The organism is Pedobacter nototheniae (assembly GCF_032678625.1).
GTDB lineage: Bacteria > Bacteroidota > Bacteroidia > Sphingobacteriales > Sphingobacteriaceae > Pedobacter > Pedobacter nototheniae_A.
This window is the reverse complement of record NZ_JAVTSO010000003.1, coordinates 580,842-601,797: the sequence shown is the minus strand read 5'-3', so window position 1 is coordinate 601,797 and position 20,956 is coordinate 580,842. Positions and strand designations below refer to the sequence as shown.

At 34.4% G+C, this 20,956-nt stretch carries 14 protein-coding genes and 1 tRNA gene; 4 read left to right on the top strand and 11 right to left on the bottom strand.

All coding sequences use genetic code 11. The features are described 5' to 3' along the window. Nucleotides 1-552: 552 nt before the first annotated feature. A complete protein-coding gene (locus R2Q77_RS12800) occupies nucleotides 553-1,968 on the bottom strand; it encodes a TlpA disulfide reductase family protein (RefSeq protein ID WP_316804111.1) in 1,416 nt (471 codons plus the stop codon). A 66-nt stretch (nucleotides 1,969-2,034) separates the two neighbouring features. Next, the gene (locus R2Q77_RS12795; protein ID WP_316804110.1) at nucleotides 2,035-2,253 is read right to left on the bottom strand and encodes a hypothetical protein; all 219 of its coding nucleotides are present in this window, start codon (nucleotides 2,251-2,253) and stop codon (nucleotides 2,035-2,037) included. Between the two features lie 919 nt (nucleotides 2,254-3,172). Between R2Q77_RS12795 and R2Q77_RS12790 the strand changes: the two genes are divergently transcribed. Continuing rightward, nucleotides 3,173-3,391, top strand: coding sequence for a hypothetical protein (locus R2Q77_RS12790; RefSeq protein ID WP_316804109.1), 219 nt, complete (start codon nucleotides 3,173-3,175; stop codon nucleotides 3,389-3,391). A 137-nt stretch (nucleotides 3,392-3,528) separates the two neighbouring features. Here R2Q77_RS12790 and R2Q77_RS12785 read toward each other — a convergent pair whose 3' ends face one another. The 8 genes from R2Q77_RS12785 to R2Q77_RS12750 form a co-directional block, all read right to left on the bottom strand. Further along, on the bottom strand, nucleotides 3,529-4,230 hold the full coding sequence (locus R2Q77_RS12785; RefSeq protein WP_316804108.1) for a DUF3667 domain-containing protein: 702 nt from the start codon (nucleotides 4,228-4,230) through the stop codon (nucleotides 3,529-3,531). A 536-nt stretch (nucleotides 4,231-4,766) separates the two neighbouring features. Further along, the gene (locus R2Q77_RS12780) at nucleotides 4,767-5,399 is read right to left on the bottom strand and encodes a hypothetical protein (protein ID WP_316804107.1); all 633 of its coding nucleotides are present in this window, start codon (nucleotides 5,397-5,399) and stop codon (nucleotides 4,767-4,769) included. A 91-nt stretch (nucleotides 5,400-5,490) separates the two neighbouring features. Further along, the gene (locus tag R2Q77_RS12775; RefSeq protein WP_316804106.1) at nucleotides 5,491-6,036 is read right to left on the bottom strand and encodes a hypothetical protein; all 546 of its coding nucleotides are present in this window, start codon (nucleotides 6,034-6,036) and stop codon (nucleotides 5,491-5,493) included. 178 nt (nucleotides 6,037-6,214) lie between these two features. Further along, entirely contained in the window at nucleotides 6,215-8,053 is a 1,839-nt protein-coding gene (locus R2Q77_RS12770; RefSeq protein WP_316804105.1) for a M61 family metallopeptidase, read from the bottom strand. Nucleotides 8,054-8,449: 396 nt separating this feature from the next. Next, nucleotides 8,450-9,637 (bottom strand): carboxypeptidase-like regulatory domain-containing protein, encoded by a 1,188-nt coding sequence (locus tag R2Q77_RS12765; protein WP_316804104.1) that lies wholly within the window; start codon nucleotides 9,635-9,637, stop codon nucleotides 8,450-8,452. A gap of 112 nt (nucleotides 9,638-9,749) precedes the next feature. Beyond that, nucleotides 9,750-10,499 carry a hypothetical protein gene (locus tag R2Q77_RS12760; RefSeq protein WP_316804103.1) on the bottom strand — a complete coding sequence of 250 codons (750 nt, stop codon included), beginning with the start codon at nucleotides 10,497-10,499 and terminating at the stop codon, nucleotides 9,750-9,752. 8 nt (nucleotides 10,500-10,507) lie between these two features. Next, nucleotides 10,508-12,199 carry a hypothetical protein gene (locus R2Q77_RS12755; protein WP_316804102.1) on the bottom strand — a complete coding sequence of 564 codons (1,692 nt, stop codon included), beginning with the start codon at nucleotides 12,197-12,199 and terminating at the stop codon, nucleotides 10,508-10,510. Between the two features lie 609 nt (nucleotides 12,200-12,808). Continuing rightward, nucleotides 12,809-12,882, bottom strand: a tRNA-Met gene (locus tag R2Q77_RS12750). 137 nt (nucleotides 12,883-13,019) lie between these two features. Here R2Q77_RS12750 and R2Q77_RS12745 point away from each other — a divergent pair. From R2Q77_RS12745 to R2Q77_RS12735, 3 genes are all read left to right on the top strand, one after another. Beyond that, nucleotides 13,020-13,400, top strand: coding sequence for an START-like domain-containing protein (locus tag R2Q77_RS12745; RefSeq protein WP_316804101.1), 381 nt, complete (start codon nucleotides 13,020-13,022; stop codon nucleotides 13,398-13,400). A gap of 29 nt (nucleotides 13,401-13,429) precedes the next feature. After that, nucleotides 13,430-14,857: an LptF/LptG family permease gene (locus tag R2Q77_RS12740; protein ID WP_316804100.1), complete on the top strand. Its 1,428-nt coding sequence runs from the start codon at nucleotides 13,430-13,432 to the stop codon at nucleotides 14,855-14,857. 152 nt (nucleotides 14,858-15,009) lie between these two features. Beyond that, complete coding sequence (locus R2Q77_RS12735; protein ID WP_316804099.1) at nucleotides 15,010-16,221, top strand: bifunctional 3,4-dihydroxy-2-butanone-4-phosphate synthase/GTP cyclohydrolase II; 1,212 nt, start codon at nucleotides 15,010-15,012, stop codon at nucleotides 16,219-16,221. A gap of 266 nt (nucleotides 16,222-16,487) precedes the next feature. Here R2Q77_RS12735 and R2Q77_RS12730 read toward each other — a convergent pair whose 3' ends face one another. Continuing rightward, complete coding sequence (locus R2Q77_RS12730) at nucleotides 16,488-20,918, bottom strand: translocation/assembly module TamB domain-containing protein (protein ID WP_316804098.1); 4,431 nt, start codon at nucleotides 20,916-20,918, stop codon at nucleotides 16,488-16,490. Between the last annotated feature and the right edge of the window lie 38 nt (nucleotides 20,919-20,956).

The following is a 20,956-nucleotide window of genomic DNA, read 5'->3' as shown; positions in this document are numbered from 1 at the left end:
CCGCCCGCATTTAGGTCGCAAAATTAGTCGCATACGCGAATTAAGAAGCTATCGATTTACAAGTTGCACATTACGTCTCAGCTAAAATCAATTATCATTTCACCAATTCGCATGTGTCAAAAGGTAACACAATTTTGGAGGTTTATGAAAATTTTAAAAAATTTACAGGCGAGATAGATATAAACAAATGGGCAGCCGAAAGAAAAATAGAGTTACTAAAGATTATAACTGATCAGGATTATACAAAAGCCATAAGCGTATTCAACAATAAAGGACTAAGATTCATTGTCGAAAAGCATATTAAGATAACAGATTTTTTTGATCGCAGCATAAAGATGTTACAGTACGATATTCCAGCTAAAACTATTCTTTAAAGAAGTTTTTCCCAGATTCTCCACTGGTTGGGGTTATCGCCAACCAATTAGAAAGTAAATAGTCAAATAATTAAGATTCTTTTGGCTGGCGTTATCACTAACTAAAGGAGCTTTTTCTATGATTGCTTTCATTTTTATAGTAATAATACCTGTATTGGTAGTGTCCCAACCAATTAGATTATTTCTTTTGATCAGAAAGATTGTTTAGTTCTTTTTCAAATCTTTGATCATCCGGTGTATAAAAAAAACTATTAATAACCTTTCCTTTATTATCTAATATTATATACCTCGGGATTGATATTACATTAAAAAACTTTAATAATGGAGAGGTTTCCTTGTTTTTTAATTGATACTGATCTTTACTGTTATATATTGCTTCTTCTTTTAGTGCATTAATCCATAACTGTGGCTTATCCTCATCATCAATATTTATAGAAATAATACGAACAGTACTTTTGTTTTTTAATTTATATTGTTCTAAAAAAGGTATCTGCTGTCTACATGGTTTACACCAGCTTGCCCATAAATCTATTAAAATAAATTTATTGCTTTCGTTGGCAATATCTTTTAAGGTTGTTTGTTCGTTTTGTATATTAATTAATTTTACCTCTGCATATGAGGAAAAATCATTTTGATTAATTTGTTTTATTAAGCCCTCGTATTTACCATTTCTTTTTGCAGACGCAAACTCTAATAAATTATTATAAGCTAATTTATAGTTAGGATCAGAAACTTTTGAGTAATTTTTTATTAAACTATATGCTTCATTAATAACTATTTCATAGCCAAATTTTTGCTCGTTACGAATTAAATATAGAATACGATCATTTATATTATCAATATTTTTATTATCTTTTAATAATCCATAGTTACATAGATAGTAAAATAGTTCATTGCTAAAATCTACCTTCGAAACATCGCGACCGTAATTGTTTAAAATAGAATCAGCTCGTATTTTGTATTTCTGAGTGATAGAGTTGAAATTATTTTTTTTAAAAAAATACATATATGCGGTATTGTATTCAATTGCTTTATATGCTTCCCAATTATTTTTTGTTTTTATATCTATGATCTTAACACCGTATAGGCTATCAATTAATTTTAGATTTTTAATGTTAAACTTATCTACTTTTGAAAAGTAAATTTTATAATCATTTTCATTGCTCAGTTTATGATGGATATAATTATACTTGAATCCAAACCAATAATCCAGAAATAATGCTTTTTTATCTGTATTCAATGGTTGGATGTCAATCCCGTTAACCATTTCAAAAGTGGTCACTGTATTTGGATCTAAAAGAAAATGGTGAATGAATCTACCGTTTTTATTCCCCCTACCGTATCTAAACTCCTTTGGTTTATTACTTGCTATTTGTTGAGATATTATTGTGTCAGTAGTTCCTGTATTAAAAAAAATGATTTTCTTATCATCTCCTGTTGAGTCATCTGTTAAAAGTGTTGCATTTTCATTTGGCCTTAATTTAAACTTTACAGTAATAAAACCGGTATAAAGTTTACTTTTATGCCGAGTTTTGGTATCTCCACTGAAAAGCCACAAAATAAGGCTTGAAATTAGAATCAAAAACGTTTTCATGTTTACATTCAGTTAATTTCAACAGCTTAATTATTAAGCTGTTGAAGTCTAAGTTAACAGAGTTTTCTAAACTCCTTCACAATCATATCCAACCCGCTTTCCACTTTCAATCGCCCAAAATGTTGCTTCGTCATGGGCGCTGTTTGCACCAGGAGAATCTTCATCGAAACTCATGATGTTTTTTCTACCTCCGCCAGGTAGGATGTAATACACATCACAATTTCTTGCAACGCCCCCTGATACTTTTTTCATTTGGTCTTTACTAAGCACTAATAGATTTTTCATAATCTAACAAATTTAAATAAGAGTTTAATTTTTGCTATTCCTTCACGCAAGAACGGCTTAGGCGATGCAAGTAATCGCCTGCATTCGTAAATCTGTTTGTATTTATTTTGTAATAAGTAAGTCTAATTCGTGCGGATGAATAAATACTTTAATCAGGGGATGATAGACGAATATACTATAATAACTTAATAATTACCAATCTAATAACTTTTTTTTAAAAATTTAACATTGTATTAAGTATTAATATTTATAATTATTTTGTAATTTTAAATTTACATATTTAGTGTTAATTATAATTATGGGTTTGTTTTGATTTTGATGATAATTAGATTTAATTCATTTTAAGGCTAATTATTAATATAGGTTTAAAATTAATTTGATTTTAGATAGAATTTTAGTGGTGTAGATTTTATTATCAAAAATATTATTTGTATTATTATTATGTTTTTTATTTGTAGTTTTTAAATTATTTTAATTGATTAATTATATGTTAATTTCTGTTATATTGATTTACATATTGCCAATACAGGCAATTGTTAAGAATAAATACTTATATGGCAAAAACTTATGAAACTGGGCATGCAAAAAACCTGGCTAATTTGGATGAATTAACACGTAGTGTAATTGTTGTGTGAGGCTTATAAGCCACCAATTGTGCAAATTACCTTAGAGCGGTTGATTAATAAAGGTGTAACAGTAAGAGAGGCATTAAATTATATAACATGGGTAGCTCTGTAGCCTATCACTGAACAATACAAAGCCCTAAGCCAGTAAAGAAGTTAGTCATCATTTCTTCTACCTATAAAACTTCTGGTTGGATGCCAAAGGTAAATAATGTGTTTAAAGGTATAAAACCAGAATTTTCAACAAACACACCAATGAAAACAGCATATGATGCTGTAGCGGCCGACAAAACAAAATGGACAAAGTTTGGGGGGCAGATGATTACTTTTGCTACGATGATGGCCTGGATAAAATTGAATTAATCAGAACCTATCAATTATTTAGGGGTGATGTATTTGCTGATATGGTGGCGATGCCAAAATCGCAATTGGCCATCGTTCATGCGCAAGAACATGTGAGCTTAATGATGCAAAAGAAAACAATATTGGCTTGCTTGGATGGCTTTTTAAAGTAAACGTCTCTATTGAGGAATGCTTACGTTTTGAGCTTTACATTCAGGAATGAAAATTTAGGTACAAAGTTTTATGAATGAAAGCCCTAAATTTTGCACTGCAGTATGTCTGAAGCAAAACCATAGTTGGCAGAAAGTTATTATTTAATTCCTAATTGATGAAAAATATAGGCTAATAACAATAAAATTAGTCTGAAAGATACAGTTCCGAGAATACAGCATATGATTGCTTTAACATAATTTATTAGCTTTTTTTCGCCAAAAAATTGTCCAATGGACCAAAAAATGTAAAAATAGGATACAAAAACTCCAATAGAGGCGATTGTTTTAGTTTTAAACAGAATTGAAGTTAAAGCAAATAAACTAATGATTAAAAGTCCTTGACCAACGCAATAGCATAATAAAGTTGTGATTTCATAAACATTGTATTTCTGCTTTTTAAAAAAAAGTGTAATCCATAATGCAATAAAAAACCCAATGATAAGCGAAGTATAGCCGATATGATTATTTGTCCAGTCACTAATCCTTTGCTTTTCTAAAAAACCGTCAATGTTTCCAATTTTTTGATTTAATGAAAAGAAAATGTATTCAATATGAAAAAAGTGAAAAGTAAGCGTAAGTATTGTACCTGAGAATATTAAAAAAATTAAAGGTTTTGTAATTTTACTTCTATCTTCTAAAATAAAATTTCTTATTAATTTTCCTGGTCTGATAAATAGTTCTTTTACAGTGAATAAAAAACCACTTTCCAAATGGAGCAGATGCTGTATTTCATGCATGATATACGATGAATTAATTCGCTTCAGCTTGCTATTTTTAGATAAATTGTCAGCCTGTTTCATTTTAATTTTCAATCTGCATTGTTGAATTATGATTTCTGCTAACAGCTAAATACACGAAACAAACGATTTGCCAACATCTTAGATTGCAGTTCATCAAAACATTTTTAGCCAAATTAATAATTGAGCATTTTGAACAGTCTTTATTCGTGTTTAAATCTTTATTTATGTTTAGAGTGGATAAATTGAGATGGAGCATGATGTTAATTTTTGCGGCAAGATATTAATTTTCATCGAAAAGGGAAGGTCAAAAATATTAATTAATATATCTAAAGTGCGGTTTTTAACGAATAAAGTTTCAGTTCCATATTTTTTCCATTAAAATAAAAAATAACTAATTTGTCAAATAAGGAATCACTCCTGAGAGCATTAAAAATTCTTTGTTAACAATTTTTATTTTCATAATGTTTGGCTTATATCCTTGTACATAACGTTTTGCGACTTGAAGAATTTTAGAACTAAAGTTCATCCCTCGCGCAACTGTTAAAGTAAGCCAGTCCGCATTTTGCCAAACTGCTGTTATGAGACGTTTTTTATCTCTATAAGTCTGCTTTATAATATTTATAATGAATGCCACTTCCATCGCCTAATTTAGCTTCTTCGTAAATTTTTAATGCTATTATTTTGTCGTCTACCCAGGTCAAATCCTCAATTGACCAGTTCTTTGTGTAAAACTTAAGAGCAGGCTTTATTCCTTTTAATCCAATTCCTGTGGTTACTTTGAAAACAAATATTTCTGCTCTATGTTTATAGTAGTTTCTATAATCAGGCCCGTCATACGATGAGCAAACTATAAGCTTATTGCATGCTGGCGAAAGTAACATCGTTAATATGCCCGCATCATAGCTTGAGGGAATTAGCATTTTTCTGTTTGTAGTTCTTTCTGAGAGGTAAGTTTCACAAATTTCATTACAGTGGCGACTTACATAAAGATCTGAACCCCTAATAAAGTTCCCTGAATCCAAAACGCAACCTGTCTTATACCTTTGTTTGTAGGATTGAAACTCATTTTTCGAGATTTCAGTAAAGTTTAGTTTCAGATCACTATACAAGAAGTCATTATACAATATCAAAGAATCGCTTACTATTTTTCTTGCTATCTTATCATTCTTCTTCTTCAGTGTGTCAGAAATAACCTTAATAGTACCTACTTTTGGAGTCTCAGTTGTCAAAAGGTTTTGACTACAAGCAATCGACAAGAATGTTATGGTCAATATGTAGAGTGTCTGTTTCACGGTTGTTTTTTCATTCGTTTACATATTTCTACTTAGTGTCAATATGGACATAAGTGGTGTCCAATTTGTACTGATATTTAGTTTTATCAAATTTAAAAATTGCTATTTGGAGTTTAGAAGGATTATATGGTTCAATTTCTTCTGATGATTTAATTGTCCACAAACCATTTTTTTCTATTTCAAATTCTGCATTTTTCAAATAGTTCATAAAAGCCAATTTATAGTAATTGTCGTATTGATTTAAAAATAAACCATACATACATCCGCCTGTTCCACAAGCACCCAAATAGACTAAAATATCTTCTTTTTTATCTGCATTAAAGTCGCCCAATTTATAAGGTTTTGTTTTGGCCGAACTGTCGGGGAATTTAAATTTTGAATTTTTAGGTGCAATAATTTTAACAAAGTTTTTATTAAGATTTACATCAAGTTTAAACAAACCATCTTGTTTTTTTATTTGGTTTTGTTGTACTGTATCAGGTTTTACAAGATTGGGCACTGCGTTTTTACCCTCTTGTTTATTTAGACAAGAAATAAGAGAAATTAATAATATAAATCTTGAGATACTTTCCATTTTGATGATTTTCGTATGTCGGTGTGCAATGAACACCAACTCCTAAATATACGAAACTCCAATTAATAACATCTTTGATTGTGGTCCATTTTCCTTCGATTTGTGTTCTCTCCAACTAAAGTTAAATGTTTAGGCTTTGTTGAAGTAGGAGTAGTTCGTTTTGTTCTTAAAGGGCTACTCAATTTCTTATCCAACTGTTATAGATTCTTGCTTGCAGTTTATTGACTTCAGGTAAAGGTGTAATGTCGAAACTTTTAGTGTACCATCTTTTTAAAGTTAAGGTTAAATTTTGCACAATCCCATTACGTTTAATTTGCAAGGTGATTTGCTCACCTTCATTTTTGCCTGCCAAAGGCGCTTTAAATTGATCAAGGCTGGCCTGTACGCCGTCGATTTTTAAGATTTGGTCATCTGCTTGCAAGCCAGCTTTCCAGGCGGGTGACGGCCAGCTTACCGACCTTACCACGATTAGATCATTGTTTAAACGGGCCGTAATGCCTAAGTTATTGGCATCAACTGTATGCCTTGCGGTATCAATGGCCAGGCCGGCATAAGCAAAATACTTTGGGTAATTGGGTGCCACGGTTGTATTTGCATAGGAAAATAACTCCGTTAGTGGAACACCGGCAATCTGTTCTGCTTCTTTTCTAAACTCATCGTCCGTAAAGCCGCGTTTTTTTACTTGATAATACTTGCGATAAAGTACTCGCATCAAGTCGTCGAGCGAACTGCGGTTTTGGGTTTCATTGCGTATTTTTAAATCAAGCATCAGACCCAATGCACACCCTTTATCATAAACAGAGATTGTTTTGTTCAAAGCATCTGCATCACGATTGTTAGGATTGCCTTCCATTTCCCAAATGGCCCGGCTTGCGGCTGATGCCGATTGATAAAGATGTCCTGGCTTGTTCTCATAATTGGTGATGGATTCTTTAAAATTGTCCAACATCTGTTGCGCAGTCATTAACTTGGCTGCCCGGGTAATTATATTTTCATAATAAGCGGTAAAGCCTTCTGATACCCAAAGCAAATTGGTGTAGTTCTGTTTACTATAGTCGAAAGGGCCCAAGGCGATAGGCCTAATCCGTTTTACATTGTAGGCATGGAAGTATTCGTGAGCCAGCAAGTTGTAAAAATGTATTTTATTCTTTGGGGCGAGCAGATTTTTATTGCCGATAATCAGAGACGCCGAATTAAGATGCTCAATTCCGCCAAGGCTTCCACTTACAGAGGTGCCTACTGCTAAAAAAGTGTAGTGTTTGTAGGGGATTTCACCAATGATCTCGCTACCGCACTCAAAAATCTTTTTTAAATCTGCCGCAAGCTGGTTTCGATCGAGATCTCCAAGGTTATTGCCGATAAATTGGTGGGGCACTCCTTTAATCATGCTAACAGGTAAGGCTTCCAGTTGCCCCATAAGCAAAGGACTGTCATACAACTCATCGAAGTTGGCTGCACGAAATACATTTACCTGGTTCGGTAGCGCGCCGAGACCCGTTGCTACAAACGTTGGCCACTTCACATAAGGCTTTACCTGTACAGTTACTGGTAAGGGCAAGGCCTGTTTGGTGTAGAGTAACATAGCACCAGGAATGATGTACCCATAATCTTCAGTGAGGTTGATGTTCGCAATAAACGGGTCATTGGCTTTAACATCGTAAGTAATTTTAAGATCTTGTTTTTGGGCAATAACTTGCCAGGTTGATGAACCTGTTTTTGACCATTTCAATAGCTTGTTCCCTTTTCCAATTACCTTAAAATTGCTTACTGCACTGGCATAGTCCATTATAGAGTAAAATCCAGGAGTCCAAACGGGCATGTGGAAATTGAGTTTTTCATTTACATTGTTACGATAATTGAGTTCTACATGATAGAGGTGGTTTGCCGGCTTTGGCATGGAGATTACAAAACTGGTTTTTGCAGGTTGTGCCAGCAACATGGATGAATTAAGCAGGGTTGCAATCAAGACCAATAACGAACAGGTCTGGGTATTCAGCTTTGGAAAGTTAAACATCATATTCATGAAATGAACTGGAAGATTTTATATTAAGATAGTGAAAGATTACGTATTGTTACAATTTAAGGCATGGGAATACTTATCCTATTGGAAACAATAGGCCCCGATCTGAAGGATAAACGGTTTAGGACATTTTATTCTGTTTTCGAACTAAAAAATCCGATCATAAGAGTCAGACTGTCAGATTTATTTAGGTATAAAAAAAGGAAACAACTTATATGTGTTGTTTCCTTAAGTAGCGGGGAGCAGGATATTCCTTTGGCAATATCTCAGGCGAGAATATCTCGCTACAAATGCTACAAAAGCTTTACAAGCATACTTCGATTACTACCACGGTTATCTATCAAGGAAATTTTATCAATAAAGATGCAGATGATGCTTTGGATTTCTGATTTTTTATTTTTGTTGTAGGATATAATCTATCGGTAGCGCATCTCCAATTCTTTCAAAACCAGACCAATAGCCTCCTATTACAAAATCTTGGGAAGCTGTTACAACGCCTGTTTGCTCAATATAAATGTGTCTATCTGGTAAAATAGTAAGTTTGGAAGTAGCCAATCTGTTCAAAATCTTATTTTTAACTGATATTAAGCTTACATATAAAATGTTAATTCCAATAATGCCTCTCTTCCCATCGTTAATAGCACTTATAAAATTTTTTGGATGCAAAGGGGCAGATAATACTTTGATACTATCCTCCTGCTTAATAACTTGTTGATAGTATTTGATGGAATCCTTCTTGTGGGTATTACTCTGCCTCAGTAGGTTAATCACACGAATTTTTTCGGTATTTAGCCTTTTTTCAATCGATCTTACTTCGTATAAATCGTCAATCGCCTGGCCTTTGTATAAAGTACGTACAAATCTAGCCATAGAATATTGATACGTTAAATGCCTTGCAGTTTCCCATCTTTTACGTTTGATCGACGAGCCTTCCATTTCAATAAATCGAACAAAGCCCTGATAAAAAATATATTCATTGTTAAAGTCGATGCTAAAGTCTTCAATATTGTAATGAATAATATAACCCAACCCATCGTTTTGAATAACCAAAGGTTCGGTATTGTAGGCGTATAATTTGTTATTATCTTTATCGTAATTAAACCTAACTGCCTTTTTATTTAAAAGATTACAGTTTTGTGCGTGAGAAGAAGTGCCTATAAGAGTAGCAAGAAATATTTTCCCCCAGCGTTTCCATGAGTTATTCTGTAAGGAAATCGTAACTTCACTAAGACTAATTGTCCTTCGTTTTAGCCTTATAGTTATCAAAATTGGTCTATCAGGTTGTACGCTAACATTTACTTCTTGTGTTTCGTAACCTATGGAAGAAAATGCTACTGTATACTTATTTATAGAAAGGTAATGTAATAAGAATTCTCCTTTTTCATTTGTCATTGTCCCTCGTGTGCTACCATTAATAAATACACTTACGTTAGCAATAGGCAAATCGGTTTCATCATCTAACACTTTACCATTAACGATTTTCTGGGAGTATACACTAATCGGAGAGACAAAACAGAATACAAGCACAAAACAAAATTGATAAAAAAGTTTGTAGTTAATTGATGCTTTTTCTTCTTTCATATTTATTCAAATGCATTGAAAATCATTAAAAGAAACTTCATCCACAAAGATGTGGATGAAGCCTTAAATTCTGTTATTGATTTTTAAATTAGTTGTGTTTTAGTAATGGTTATTAGGGGTTGTTGATTGGCTTATCTCTTGGTCTGTAGTTTTGGTACCTTATCGGATCGTAAGCATTATTAAGATAAACAAGCGAATATTTTGGATATTTTATCAAATAATCTATAGCCCATTTGATGAAGTCTTTATTTTCCTCGCTCAAGCTATACTTATCAAGATATTTTTTCATGTCTAGTACATGCAATTGATTGTTGTCGTTTTTAACAAACCTTATTTCTTGAGGAGTTAACGGTAAGTGGTGCAAAAGTAATCTACACGCCAGCTTAAAATCGCCCCGATTAGCTTCATCGTATCCATTATAATCTTTCTCTCTAATTACAGGTAGTCCGCGAAAATCCTCTGGTAAAATTTCATCATCTTTCTTAAATAAGCTGTATCTAATAACCCTGTATAAATCAATTTTTTTAATTCTATGCCAACTTTTATTGATGTACTCTCCTGTTCCGGGTACGTATTTATAATAAACAGTTTCCTTGCCTTGCCTAGCTTTGTCATTCTTTAGTGCACGCCTGATGTACTTTAGATATATCTCTGGCGATTTCTTTATTTTATTGACCTGACTTTTATAAAGGGTAAGAATGGTATCTCTTTTTGGAGCATTGTTTTTATATCTTTCGTAATCCCATTTCAAATCAGTTAGCTTCTGAAATTCTAGATCAATCGAATTTCCATTAATCTCTTGCGAGTGTACGTGTCCTGTAATTGATAAGAATAAACTTATAACTAAAATAATTTGCTTCATGACGATAATTACTTTTTTCTCCAATAGATGCGAGACGGATATGTCTTGCCATCTATTATAAATGTTGGCTCTGTAGATCCATAAGATACAGGAATATCTCTTGGATGATGTTCTATAATTTCATAAGCTCCCATTTTACTGCTTACTTTGGTGGCGTAACCCTCGGCATCTACTTCAGTTACTATGGCCGAGTGTGTCCAACCCGATGCTCCATTATTATTTAATGAATACATTACCCTATCGCCAACTCGAACGGCTCCGGTTACCAGTTCCCAGTATTTCGATGTTAGTGATATTGCTGTTACCCATTTTGGATTTTCATCATCTACTTCTGTTGCATATTCTAAACCAAATGCGTAATAATGGCAGTTAAATGCATCTAAATTTACTTTTTTTTGCCCATTTGGATAAGTAAAACGTGGTGTCGTTTCTGTTAGATAATTACTAAAGTCATCGCTAGTAAGCTTTGGCCTCCAATAATAACTCGCAGGTTCTCTATCCCTAAGCACATAAGTTTGATATCTAACCATATCATAAATATTATCTAGCTGTGCCAATGAAATATTAGGTCTAATTGTCCAGTATTTAATCGCCCAATGATAAAAATTCTCGGCATCGATTTTGTCGGTCGCCTCTCTGAAATAATTATCTAAGATTACTTTTACATTAGGATGATTGGCAAAAAAATCTGTTTCTTCTCTGTCAAGAGCAGGGAGAAATCCGACAGGCGTAGGAATTGGCACTGTCCATGAGCAGGGAATTATTCCATTTATAACCTGAGTCGCATTTGGGTCAGCATTGCAAGTGGTTGATGGTGGATAGTCTCCAGCTCCGGTACCTCCACCACTACTAGTACCACCTCCGCCCGTTTGACTACCATTGTGACTACCTCCAGTACTGCTGCCATTGCCACCTGTTCCATCATCCCCACCACCACCTTCATCTTCACCATTCCCAACAAACCAACATTTCCGACTGTCGATTACATTGACCCCACAAAACTCATGACACACTGTAATACATAGTATTCCGAGACCAGGGGCTGTCGGCTCGGTTGGAGTTATGGGCGGTTGTTCTGTAACGCTCATTGATGCAGGTATATGGCCTTTCAGTTTAGTCTTTATTGAGCTTAAGCCATTAGCAGGAGATAAGTTTTTATAATCGTATTGTTTTATGAAATTTCCATCCCAATCTTTTATCACTATCCTACCGGTATACACATTTCGGTTACCGTATAGCCATTCATGATCGGGCAACATGACTACCCATTCGGTATGGATACGCTGTAAACTATCTTTGTACATAAAAAGATAATTTAAAGAGCTAAAAGGAATCAGTTCTTTTTTCTCTACATTGGTCACAGCATAGGCTTTACCAAAATCTAAAGGTACCTTAACCGCAGCTCCCGTTGAAATTATTTTTTGATAGGCTTCATGCCAAATTGCTTGTTTCCTTTGCAGGATTTCTTTAAGTGCTGGATCAGTAGTGGTATTATTTGAACCAGTAGTTGACATTAATTTTTTAGAATTCAAAGTTTGGACTATCTTTTTCTCAAAATAGTTTTTTGCCTCAGCTATAGTTAGTTCATTCGATCCGCTTGTAGGTAAGAGTATTGCCTTTCGACAACTTTGCACTATAAACAGGCACGGCAAGATTAGACAAATCGCCAGTTTGCCTTTAGAGAGCATTAATTTTTTCATTATTATTTTAGTTTTTCGGTTTTGATTCTCATCAATTATTGAATTTGAATCCTTTTACCAAAACTAATAAAAAACATATACTACACAAGTTTTGCATTAATGTTTTGTAGTATTTGAAATATTAGTTTTGATATGGACCTTTTAGTCGGTAAGAATAAACAAAAGACAATATTCGGTAGGACTATTATTAATAGCCTTATGCTCATCCGCACCATTTGCAACATGCCTTTGGCAATATCTCGGGCGAGAATATCTTGCTGCAAATGTTTTACTGCCACACGTCGATAGCCACGACGGTTATCTATCAAGACAATTTATCAATAAAGATGCGGATGAGGCTTTGGATTCAGTGATCGGGTTCTAAAAATAAGGGTATCGTTGATTGCAATACAAGTTATAGCTTGATTCTTTATATAGAATAAATAGAGAACACCCAAATAAACACCCGATTTTTAAATCAAGCTATACCTTACGTTTCTATTCTCCGCTTCGTTAATGATAAAGTTTGAGGCAATGATTTTTAGAGAAAATCAGAAAAATGTTTTAGCTATGTTTAAGCGGGAATAAAAAATCCCTTAGATTTTTATGTCTAAGGGATCGATAATCAAGTAGCGGGGAGCAGGATCGAACTGCCGACCTCAGGGTTATGAATCCTGCGCTCTAACCATCTGAGCTACCCCGCCGGGTAAAAATATTTGCTTATATTATCAAATATTTGTGTGGTTATTTTTTGGAGTTGCAAATATAGAATAAATTCCTTTTCTTTAGAAAAATAAAATAAAAAAAATCGTCCGGAAGATTATTCTGGTAATGAATTAACATGGCAGAAAAGAAAAAATTTACGCTAGAGTACGAGGTTAAATCGTCACCAAGAATACTGTATAGTTTTATAAGTGAGCCAAATGGCTTATCGCAATGGTTTGCAGATGATGTTGTTTTTCGCGATCAGCTTTATACTTTTACCTGGGATGATGAAGAGTTAAAAGCAAAGCTAATTTCTATAAAAGAGAACAAATTAGTTAAGTTTAAGTGGTTAGATGACGAACCACAGTGCTATTTTGAGATGGAAATTGTGCAGGATGAGTTAACAAATGATGTTGCCCTTTCCATAACGGATTTCTCAACAGATGAAACACTTTCTGAGAAAAAATTAATCTGGGATAATCAAATTGATTATTTGATTAGTGTTTTAGGTGCATAATATTTTAATGCTTTGTTTACCTTTGTAGGGTGAAAAAAATACATCTTCTTTTAGTTAAAGCATTTATCTGGCCTTTCATTACTACTTTTTTTGTGGTTATGTTTATCCTTTTAATGTTTTTTCTTTTTAAGTGGGTAGATGATTTAATAGGCAAGGGCTTTGAGTGGTATACCATTTTAGAGCTGATGTATTATGCATCTGCGGCAAACGTATCTATGGCGCTGCCGCTATCTATCCTGCTTTCTTCCATCATGACATTTGGTTCACTGGGCGAAAACTATGAGCTTGTTGCAATTAAATCTGCAGGTATATCCCTTCAAAAGGCCATGCAGCCCTTATTTGTGGTGATTATTCTCCTTACAATAGGCTCTTTCCTTTTTTCTAACTATATGTTGCCAAAAGCCAATTTAAAATTTGGCTCGCTGCTTTACGACGTAAGAAATAAAAAACTCTCTTTTTTAATTAAACCTGGTGTTTTTAATAATAGTATTCCTAATTATTCTATCCGGGTAGATAAAAAAGATGACGACGGAACCTTACATAACATTATGATTTACGATCATAAAGGCAATGGCGGTATCCCTAAAATTATTATGGCCAAGCAAGGGGTAATGGAAAAAACCAGTGATGGTAAATTTCTTGTGCTGAAATTAAAAGATGGCGTACAATACGAAGAACAGGCTAATAACAGCGGGATATATAATCCGCGGCAGATTTTTTACAGAAATAGATTTAAAGAAACCGAACCAAAGTTTGATCTTTCTTCTTTCGAGATGAACAGGACCGATCCTAATGCTTTTGGAAACAGTACACCCATGCTTAACTTAAAGGGAATTTCCAGGAAACAGGATTCGTTAACAAAAGTGCTCGATACCTTTAAGCGAAACACCGCGATGAACCTTGCAAATAACTTTAAGCAAAATAATGTTGCAAAAGGTTACTCGAAGTTAAAGGTAGCGCCAAAAAAAATTAATGATATTATTCTTAAAACCATTCCAAATGGTTCAAGAAAACAAAGTATTGAAAATGCAGCAGGTGCAGTAGCCTCTATTAATCAAAGTTTAAATAACGATTCGCCACGGACGCAGGATTTAACATCTGAAATTATCTTCGCCAGAATAGAATATCAACGCAAATTTACACTTGCCGCATCGTGTATTTTATTGTTCTTTATCGGGGCACCGCTTGGCGCCATTATTAGAAAGGGTGGTATGGGCTTGCCTGTAGTGATGGCCATATCATTTTTCTTGGTTTACCACATTTTAACTACGGTTGCGGAGAAATCGGCCAGAGAGGGGTCATTAAACCCAATTTTTGCCATGTGGATTGCGGTAATTGTATTGTCGCCCTTAGCCGCATTTTTAACCTACAAGGCAACTGTAGATTCTGCGTTGTTCGACATCAATTACTACAAACAATTCTTCGTTAAGCTTTTCAGGATAAAACAAAAACAGTAACACGTCAGCTTCTTTTCCTTTACTTCAAAATGATATAATATTAAATTTATTGTCTAATAAGGTTGTACCTTTGTATAGCTAAAAAATATGGCTTATCTTATTAGAAGTATTGCTTTTAGCCGATAATAATCAAATCTTATTGCTTTATAAAAATGCAAACAAAATTAAACACCATACAAGAGGCTATAGCAGATATAAAAGCCGGTAAAGTTATTATAGTTGTGGATGATGAAGGAAGGGAAAACGAAGGCGACTTTGTAACTGCAGCAGAAAACGCAACACCAGAAATCATTAATTTTATGGCTACTTATGGGCGTGGTTTAATTTGTGCGCCCCTTACAGAAGAGCGTTGTGATGAACTGAACCTTAATTTAATGGTTACTAAAAATACAGCTGTACACGAAACTAATTTTACGGTTTCTGTTGATCTTGTTGGGCATGGCTGTACCACCGGTATTTCTGCAAGCGATCGTTCAAAAACAATGCTGGCTTTAGCCAATCCAAAAACAGATCCTGAAGAATTAGGAAGACCCGGACATATTTTTCCGTTAAGGGCAAAAGATGGCGGTGTTATCCGCAGGGCAGGGCACACAGAAGCTGCGGTAGATTTGGCCAGGCTTGCCGGATTTCAGCCTGCAGGTGTTTTAGTAGAAATTTTGAAAGAAGACGGCGAAATGGCTAGACTTCCCGAATTGTTTAAAATTGCCGAACAGCATCAGTTAAAAATTATTTCTATTGAAGACTTAATCGCTTATCGTTTAGGAATAGATAGCCTGATTAAACAAGAAGTTACCGTTGATTTACCTACGCAATGGGGCGATTTTAAAATGACAGCCTATACGCAGTTAAATAATAATGCAAACCATTTAGCCATTTCAAAAGGAGAGTGGGCTGCAGACGAACCTATTTTAGTGCGTGTACACAGTTCTTGCGTTACCGGAGATATTTTCGGTTCTTGCCGTTGCGATTGTGGACCTCAGCTTCATAAATCACTTGAAATGATTGAAAAAGAAGGTAAAGGGATTGTGGTTTATATGAACCAGGAGGGGAGAGGTATTGGACTTATTAATAAATTAAGATCGTATAATTTACAGGATGCTGGTTTTGATACGGTTGAAGCAAACATTAAGTTAGGCTTTAAAGGTGATGAACGCGACTATGGCGTTGGTGCACAGATTTTAAGATCAGAAGGTGTAACCAAAATGCGCTTAATGAGTAACAATCCAACTAAAAGAGCCGGCCTTGTGGGCTATGGCTTAGAGGTAGTAGAAAATATTCCTATTGAAATCGAAAGTAATGTTCATAACGAGCGTTATTTAAAAACAAAACGTGATAAAATGGGTCATTCCATTATGAAAGGATAGATATAAATATGGAGTTTGGCGTTTGGAATCAGGAGTCTTTTTATTTGGATCTCCCGCTCTAAACGCCAACTTTGATTATTATTCTAATGTAAACCCTTTTGTTTTTCATCCAAAACATTTACCCAAGTAAAGCGTTAGTATAGGCGTATTTTGCATTGGCGCAGGAACAAAATGCTGATTTTGGAGTTAAGCGTTTTTTTATTTGACTCCAGACTCTAACACCAACTTTGATTATATGAAGCCCGATTTTAAGGACTTTTCTCTTTTTACTTCCTCGGATTATTTTTGCTTTGGTTAATAATCACTTCTTTACTGATGGATTTATTTACCTTAGGCTGTTGCTCACTTTGCTTTCTTTTTAAATTGCGCCTGTAAGCACCTGATAGTTTTTGAAGAAACTCTTTAAAGGTATCAAATTGTTGTGTATAAAGTAAGCCTAAAGAAGTTACATTTGCAGTAGGGCTAATTCCGCTATTTAAGAAAATACTTTGTTGTGTTGGTGGTTTGTTGGCCAATTTGCCTGTTAAACTACCATCTTTCTTAATCAGGAATAAGGCTTCAACTTCACTACCTACATTGTTTTTAGAAAAATCGATAACCGTAAAGTCACTCAAACTATTCCGGTCTACAATACCTGCGTTTACAATTAACCTGTCGTTAAAGAATTTGAATGATGCATTCGCTTCACTAAGTGATTTCACATTTAAATCAACAAAGTTGAGGTTTAATGACGAAAGAACATTGTTAAACTGGTTAAATACCAGCTCAGTAGCGGTACTTTGAACTGTAGATCCCAACTGGTTACCAATAGATTCACCACCGTTTCCAGGAGCAAAACTTCGTCTGATGATTAAACTGAAGGCCTGCAGGTTCAGGTTATTCTGGTCGCTCAGGTAAGTTTGCAACTCGTCCTTAATTGCCGGAAGTGAAGGGAAATTAATGTCCAGTTTAATATCAGGTTTTAACAGTAATCCGGTTAAGCCCATCTCAACCTCGGTATTTACCCTTTGATTGGCATTACTGCTGGCATCTCGGTTGGCGGCTTTAAATAGCTCGTTTAAGTTTGCCCTTAGCGCATACACGGCCTTTAAGTTAATTTGGGCTGCGGTAGGATTACCAGTCCACCTGATGGTACCGCCCTGCCTTATTTCGAACTTTTTATTGATTACCTCTTGCGCCGTAAAATCAAAACTACCCGTTTCGATAATATAATCGCCCGACATTTCAAAATCTCCAAAGCTGTTAATGTTCAAGTTCAGTTCAGCGTTACCTTTACCGCTCAGGTTGCCCAATGTGGTAAAAATATTTGCTGTTGTATTGGGGTCAATAGTAAGTTTAAATGTTAAGGTTAAGCCGTCAAAACTTGTCGCTTTTTTAACAACTTTGGTGGAGTCTCGGCTAATAAAATTAATAAAGTCGTTGTCTGATACGGTTTCCGAACTGTTTAAGGGTAAGTTAAAGACAGTGCCTTTTTCTGTTTTGGCTTTAATGTCTATCTTCATCTTGTTGGTTGGTCCGGTAAATTTAAAAACACCAGTTCCATACGCTTTTCCGTAGTAAACAGAATTGTCTTTGGCAGTCGTATTTAAAGCCATAAAATTTTCTGCATTTACAACTACCTGCAATGTTGGGTTATCTAAGTTGTTTAAATCTACAGTGCCGTTTGCTGTAGCCTCATTACCCTCAATATCACTTAATTTAAAATTGTCAAGATTAATTACACTGTTCTCAACATCAACCTTATCGCTAATTACATAAGTTGTTTTTAAGTAATTAACCATCAACTGCCCCTTATTCAGCGCAACCGAACCATTAATCTGGGGTTTATCCAGCGGGCCTTTAATGGTTAAATCCGAAGAAATATTTCCTTTTAGGTTAGAAACCAGTTGCTTTACAAATGGCTCCAGAATGGTAAGTTTACTGTCGTTCATTTTAACAGCAAGATCAATCTGTTTTTCCTTCAGGTCAACATCTCCCGTTAATTTAAAGGTCTCTGTATCATCCGCAATGATTTTAGTAAATACGTTAACTTTATTTGATTTGGTATTGAAAGAAGAAGTGTCTGTTAAGGTTCCAATATAAATATTGTTAAAGGTTAGCGAATCGATTTTTACATCATCATTAGCCCTCAAACCTTTTAATATGCCAAATAATTCGGTTTTACCATTTACATTTCCGCTTAATTTAATGCCCATACTTTTGGTAAAAGGATTAAGCGTTTTCAGGCTAAAATCTTTAAAGCCAACTTGTAGCAAATCTTTAGGATCTTCAGATATTAAACCATCAATCGTAATTTGCTGCTGGTTGTTGGTTAAATCGAAATTGCTTATTTCTGTTTTGCCATTGTTCAACACGATACGCACTTTTTCCTGTATCCGCCATTCCTGACTGTTAATTTTTAAAATCGACGGCAGAATACTTAACCTTGCTGTAGTATCCTGGTTTTTGGTAAATTCAACCAATCCGTTTAAATCAAGTTGATTGTCTTCATCGGCATTTGACATTTTTACGTTAAATGCAAGGCTGTCATTCCGAAGGATGTTCGAAATGTTAAAGTCTTTAATGTATAAGCTGTCGTTTAACTGAACCCGATCAGAAGTAATGTTTAACTGTAATTGCTGGGGGGTGGTGTTTTCATCAAGGATAATGTTATTAACAACCACGCCCTGGTAATCTAATTTTTTAATAAAGCCATTTAAAGTAGCTGTGTTTTGTTTAGAGTCGAAATTACCAATAAAAATAGCACCTTCTTCGAGCTTTAAGCCTGGGGATATAATCTGCGCCAAAGGTTCAAACTTTTTAACCTGCAGATTAAACTTAAAAATCTGATCTTTAAATTTAATTATTTCTGCTTTTAACGAAGGAATATAGGTTTTGGCAATGGCTTTATAATAAGATCCAATCGAGTTTAGATCGTACTCACCGGTAATGCTGGCGTCCAGAATATCTGATTTAATAGTCAGGTTTCGATTTACACCTGTACCATTTGCGAGTAACTGTACCGAATCTACATGGTAAATTCCCTTTGGATTTTGTAGCCTGATTTCTTGAATCGATAACCGGCCTTCAATGTTATTTAAGTTAGTGCCCGAAAAATTAGTGCTGAATTTGGCATCAACCATTAATGAATCACTTAATAATTTAAGTGCTTTAAGCTTAGCCCTGGTAATGGTTGCATTGAAGTTAAATACGGGCAACTTGGGGTTCAGGTTTACGCCGCCGTCAAAAATCAGCTTCACGTTTTTATCGTCTATGCTGAGTTTGCCGTCAAAATATTTTTTATCAAAAGTACCATCAACCTTAACATTGTGGTAACGGTAATTATTGAAATCTATATAATCTACATCACCATTTATATTTTCAGATAGGTTTTTAAGCTCCGTACCTCTACCTTTAACATATAACGAAGAACTAATTCTGCCCAGACTTTTTTCATCAAGCAAGTTGCCAATATTAAAATCAAATGTTTTAACGTTTCCTGTGTAAGAAGGCACATCGTTTTTATCGATTTTCATATTCACATCAGAAACAATTTTGCCCAGTTTGGTTTTAAATTCGCCATAGGCAATAAAATCGTTCTGAAAGCCAGTGAAACTACCATTGAAATTTATATTTCCGAATTTATTTACAATGGAAGGAATAATCTTCGCATTTTTTCCGGTAATGCCACCAATAACCTCTTCCAAATCTGCTTTGTTTGTGCCGGCCATTTCAATTTTAAGATCCATAAAAGTTTCTTCCCATTTAGGAAGCCCTTTGATAATGAAATCACCTTTGATGTAGGTAGCCTTTCCTGATTTTATAGACAGCTTTTTTGCCCTCAAATTATTCACCAAGCCCGTAATCTGGCCATCAACATCAACGTCAAGTTTCATTTTGCCGAGCTCAGGTGCAAAAAACGAAACATCTTTAGAGGTAAGATGGCTTTCCTTAAAGATTGCTTTCATCCTTACATTATCAACGTAGTGATTAAAATCTTTGAAGCTCTTAAAACGCATTTGATAATAGTCTGTTAACCGGCTTTGATTGGTTTCCAGCAATAAACTCTTCAATTCAATTGCATTGCTGTCAACAGTTGTTTCGGCAGTAAGATTTTTTAAGTAAAAACCACTTTTTTCCCTGAAAGTTAATCCCTTGATATTGGTTTTTAGTAAATGGTTTTTAGTGTCCAGCCCTTCAAAAATGCCGCTTAAACTATGTAAACTTACATCATCAAAATTTACACTCTGTTTAAGTACAGTATCTTTAACTGCGTAGTTTTTATACTTAAAGCTAATTTTATTTAAAATAATTCTCCTGAAATCTATTTTATAAGGTTCCGATTTCTTTTTCTTTACAGTAGGTTTACCAGAATCGAAGTAGTTAATAATAAAATCAAGATTAGATGTCTTATCTTTATAATCCTTTAGGAAAAAGCTGCCATTGTTAATTTGGACAGTGCTTATGTCAATTATTCTTTTCTTAATAGATAGTTGGTTGATATCGACAAGAAAGGCTGGAGTGCTTAATAAAGTATCTTTTTGCTGATCAAGCACCAATAAATTTTCGAGCACAACAGATTTAAAAGGCTTAATGTATACACTCTTAATAGATACAGTTGTATTGAGCTCTTTAGAAAGATATGAGGCTGCTTTTTGGGCAATATAAGTTTGAACAGGCTTAAACTGTAGAGAAAAAATAACAAGCGCCAGCAGCAAAATTATTGATGCGATTACCCAAAGGAGTATTTTAAATA

Excerpts from the sequence above, each read along its gene's own strand:
- R2Q77_RS12785 (WP_316804108.1), bottom strand. The coding sequence starts at position 4,230 with ATGAAACAGGCTGACAATTTATCTAAAAATAGCAAGCTGAAGCGAATT.
- R2Q77_RS12800 (WP_316804111.1), bottom strand. The coding sequence starts at position 1,968 with ATGAAAACGTTTTTGATTCTAATTTCAAGCCTTATTTTGTGGCTTTTC.
- R2Q77_RS12760 (WP_316804103.1), bottom strand. The coding sequence starts at position 10,499 with ATGAAGCAAATTATTTTAGTTATAAGTTTATTCTTATCAATTACAGGA.
- R2Q77_RS12765 (WP_316804104.1), bottom strand. The coding sequence starts at position 9,637 with ATGAAAGAAGAAAAAGCATCAATTAACTACAAACTTTTTTATCAATTT.
- R2Q77_RS12755 (WP_316804102.1), bottom strand. The coding sequence starts at position 12,199 with ATGAAAAAATTAATGCTCTCTAAAGGCAAACTGGCGATTTGTCTAATC.
- R2Q77_RS12745 (WP_316804101.1), top strand. The coding sequence starts at position 13,020 with ATGGCAGAAAAGAAAAAATTTACGCTAGAGTACGAGGTTAAATCGTCA.
- R2Q77_RS12775 (WP_316804106.1), bottom strand. The coding sequence starts at position 6,036 with ATGGAAAGTATCTCAAGATTTATATTATTAATTTCTCTTATTTCTTGT.
- R2Q77_RS12735 (WP_316804099.1), top strand. The coding sequence starts at position 15,010 with ATGCAAACAAAATTAAACACCATACAAGAGGCTATAGCAGATATAAAA.
- R2Q77_RS12795 (WP_316804110.1), bottom strand. The coding sequence starts at position 2,253 with ATGAAAAATCTATTAGTGCTTAGTAAAGACCAAATGAAAAAAGTATCA.
- R2Q77_RS12770 (WP_316804105.1), bottom strand. The coding sequence starts at position 8,053 with ATGATGTTTAACTTTCCAAAGCTGAATACCCAGACCTGTTCGTTATTG.
- R2Q77_RS12790 (WP_316804109.1), top strand. The coding sequence starts at position 3,173 with ATGGACAAAGTTTGGGGGGCAGATGATTACTTTTGCTACGATGATGGC.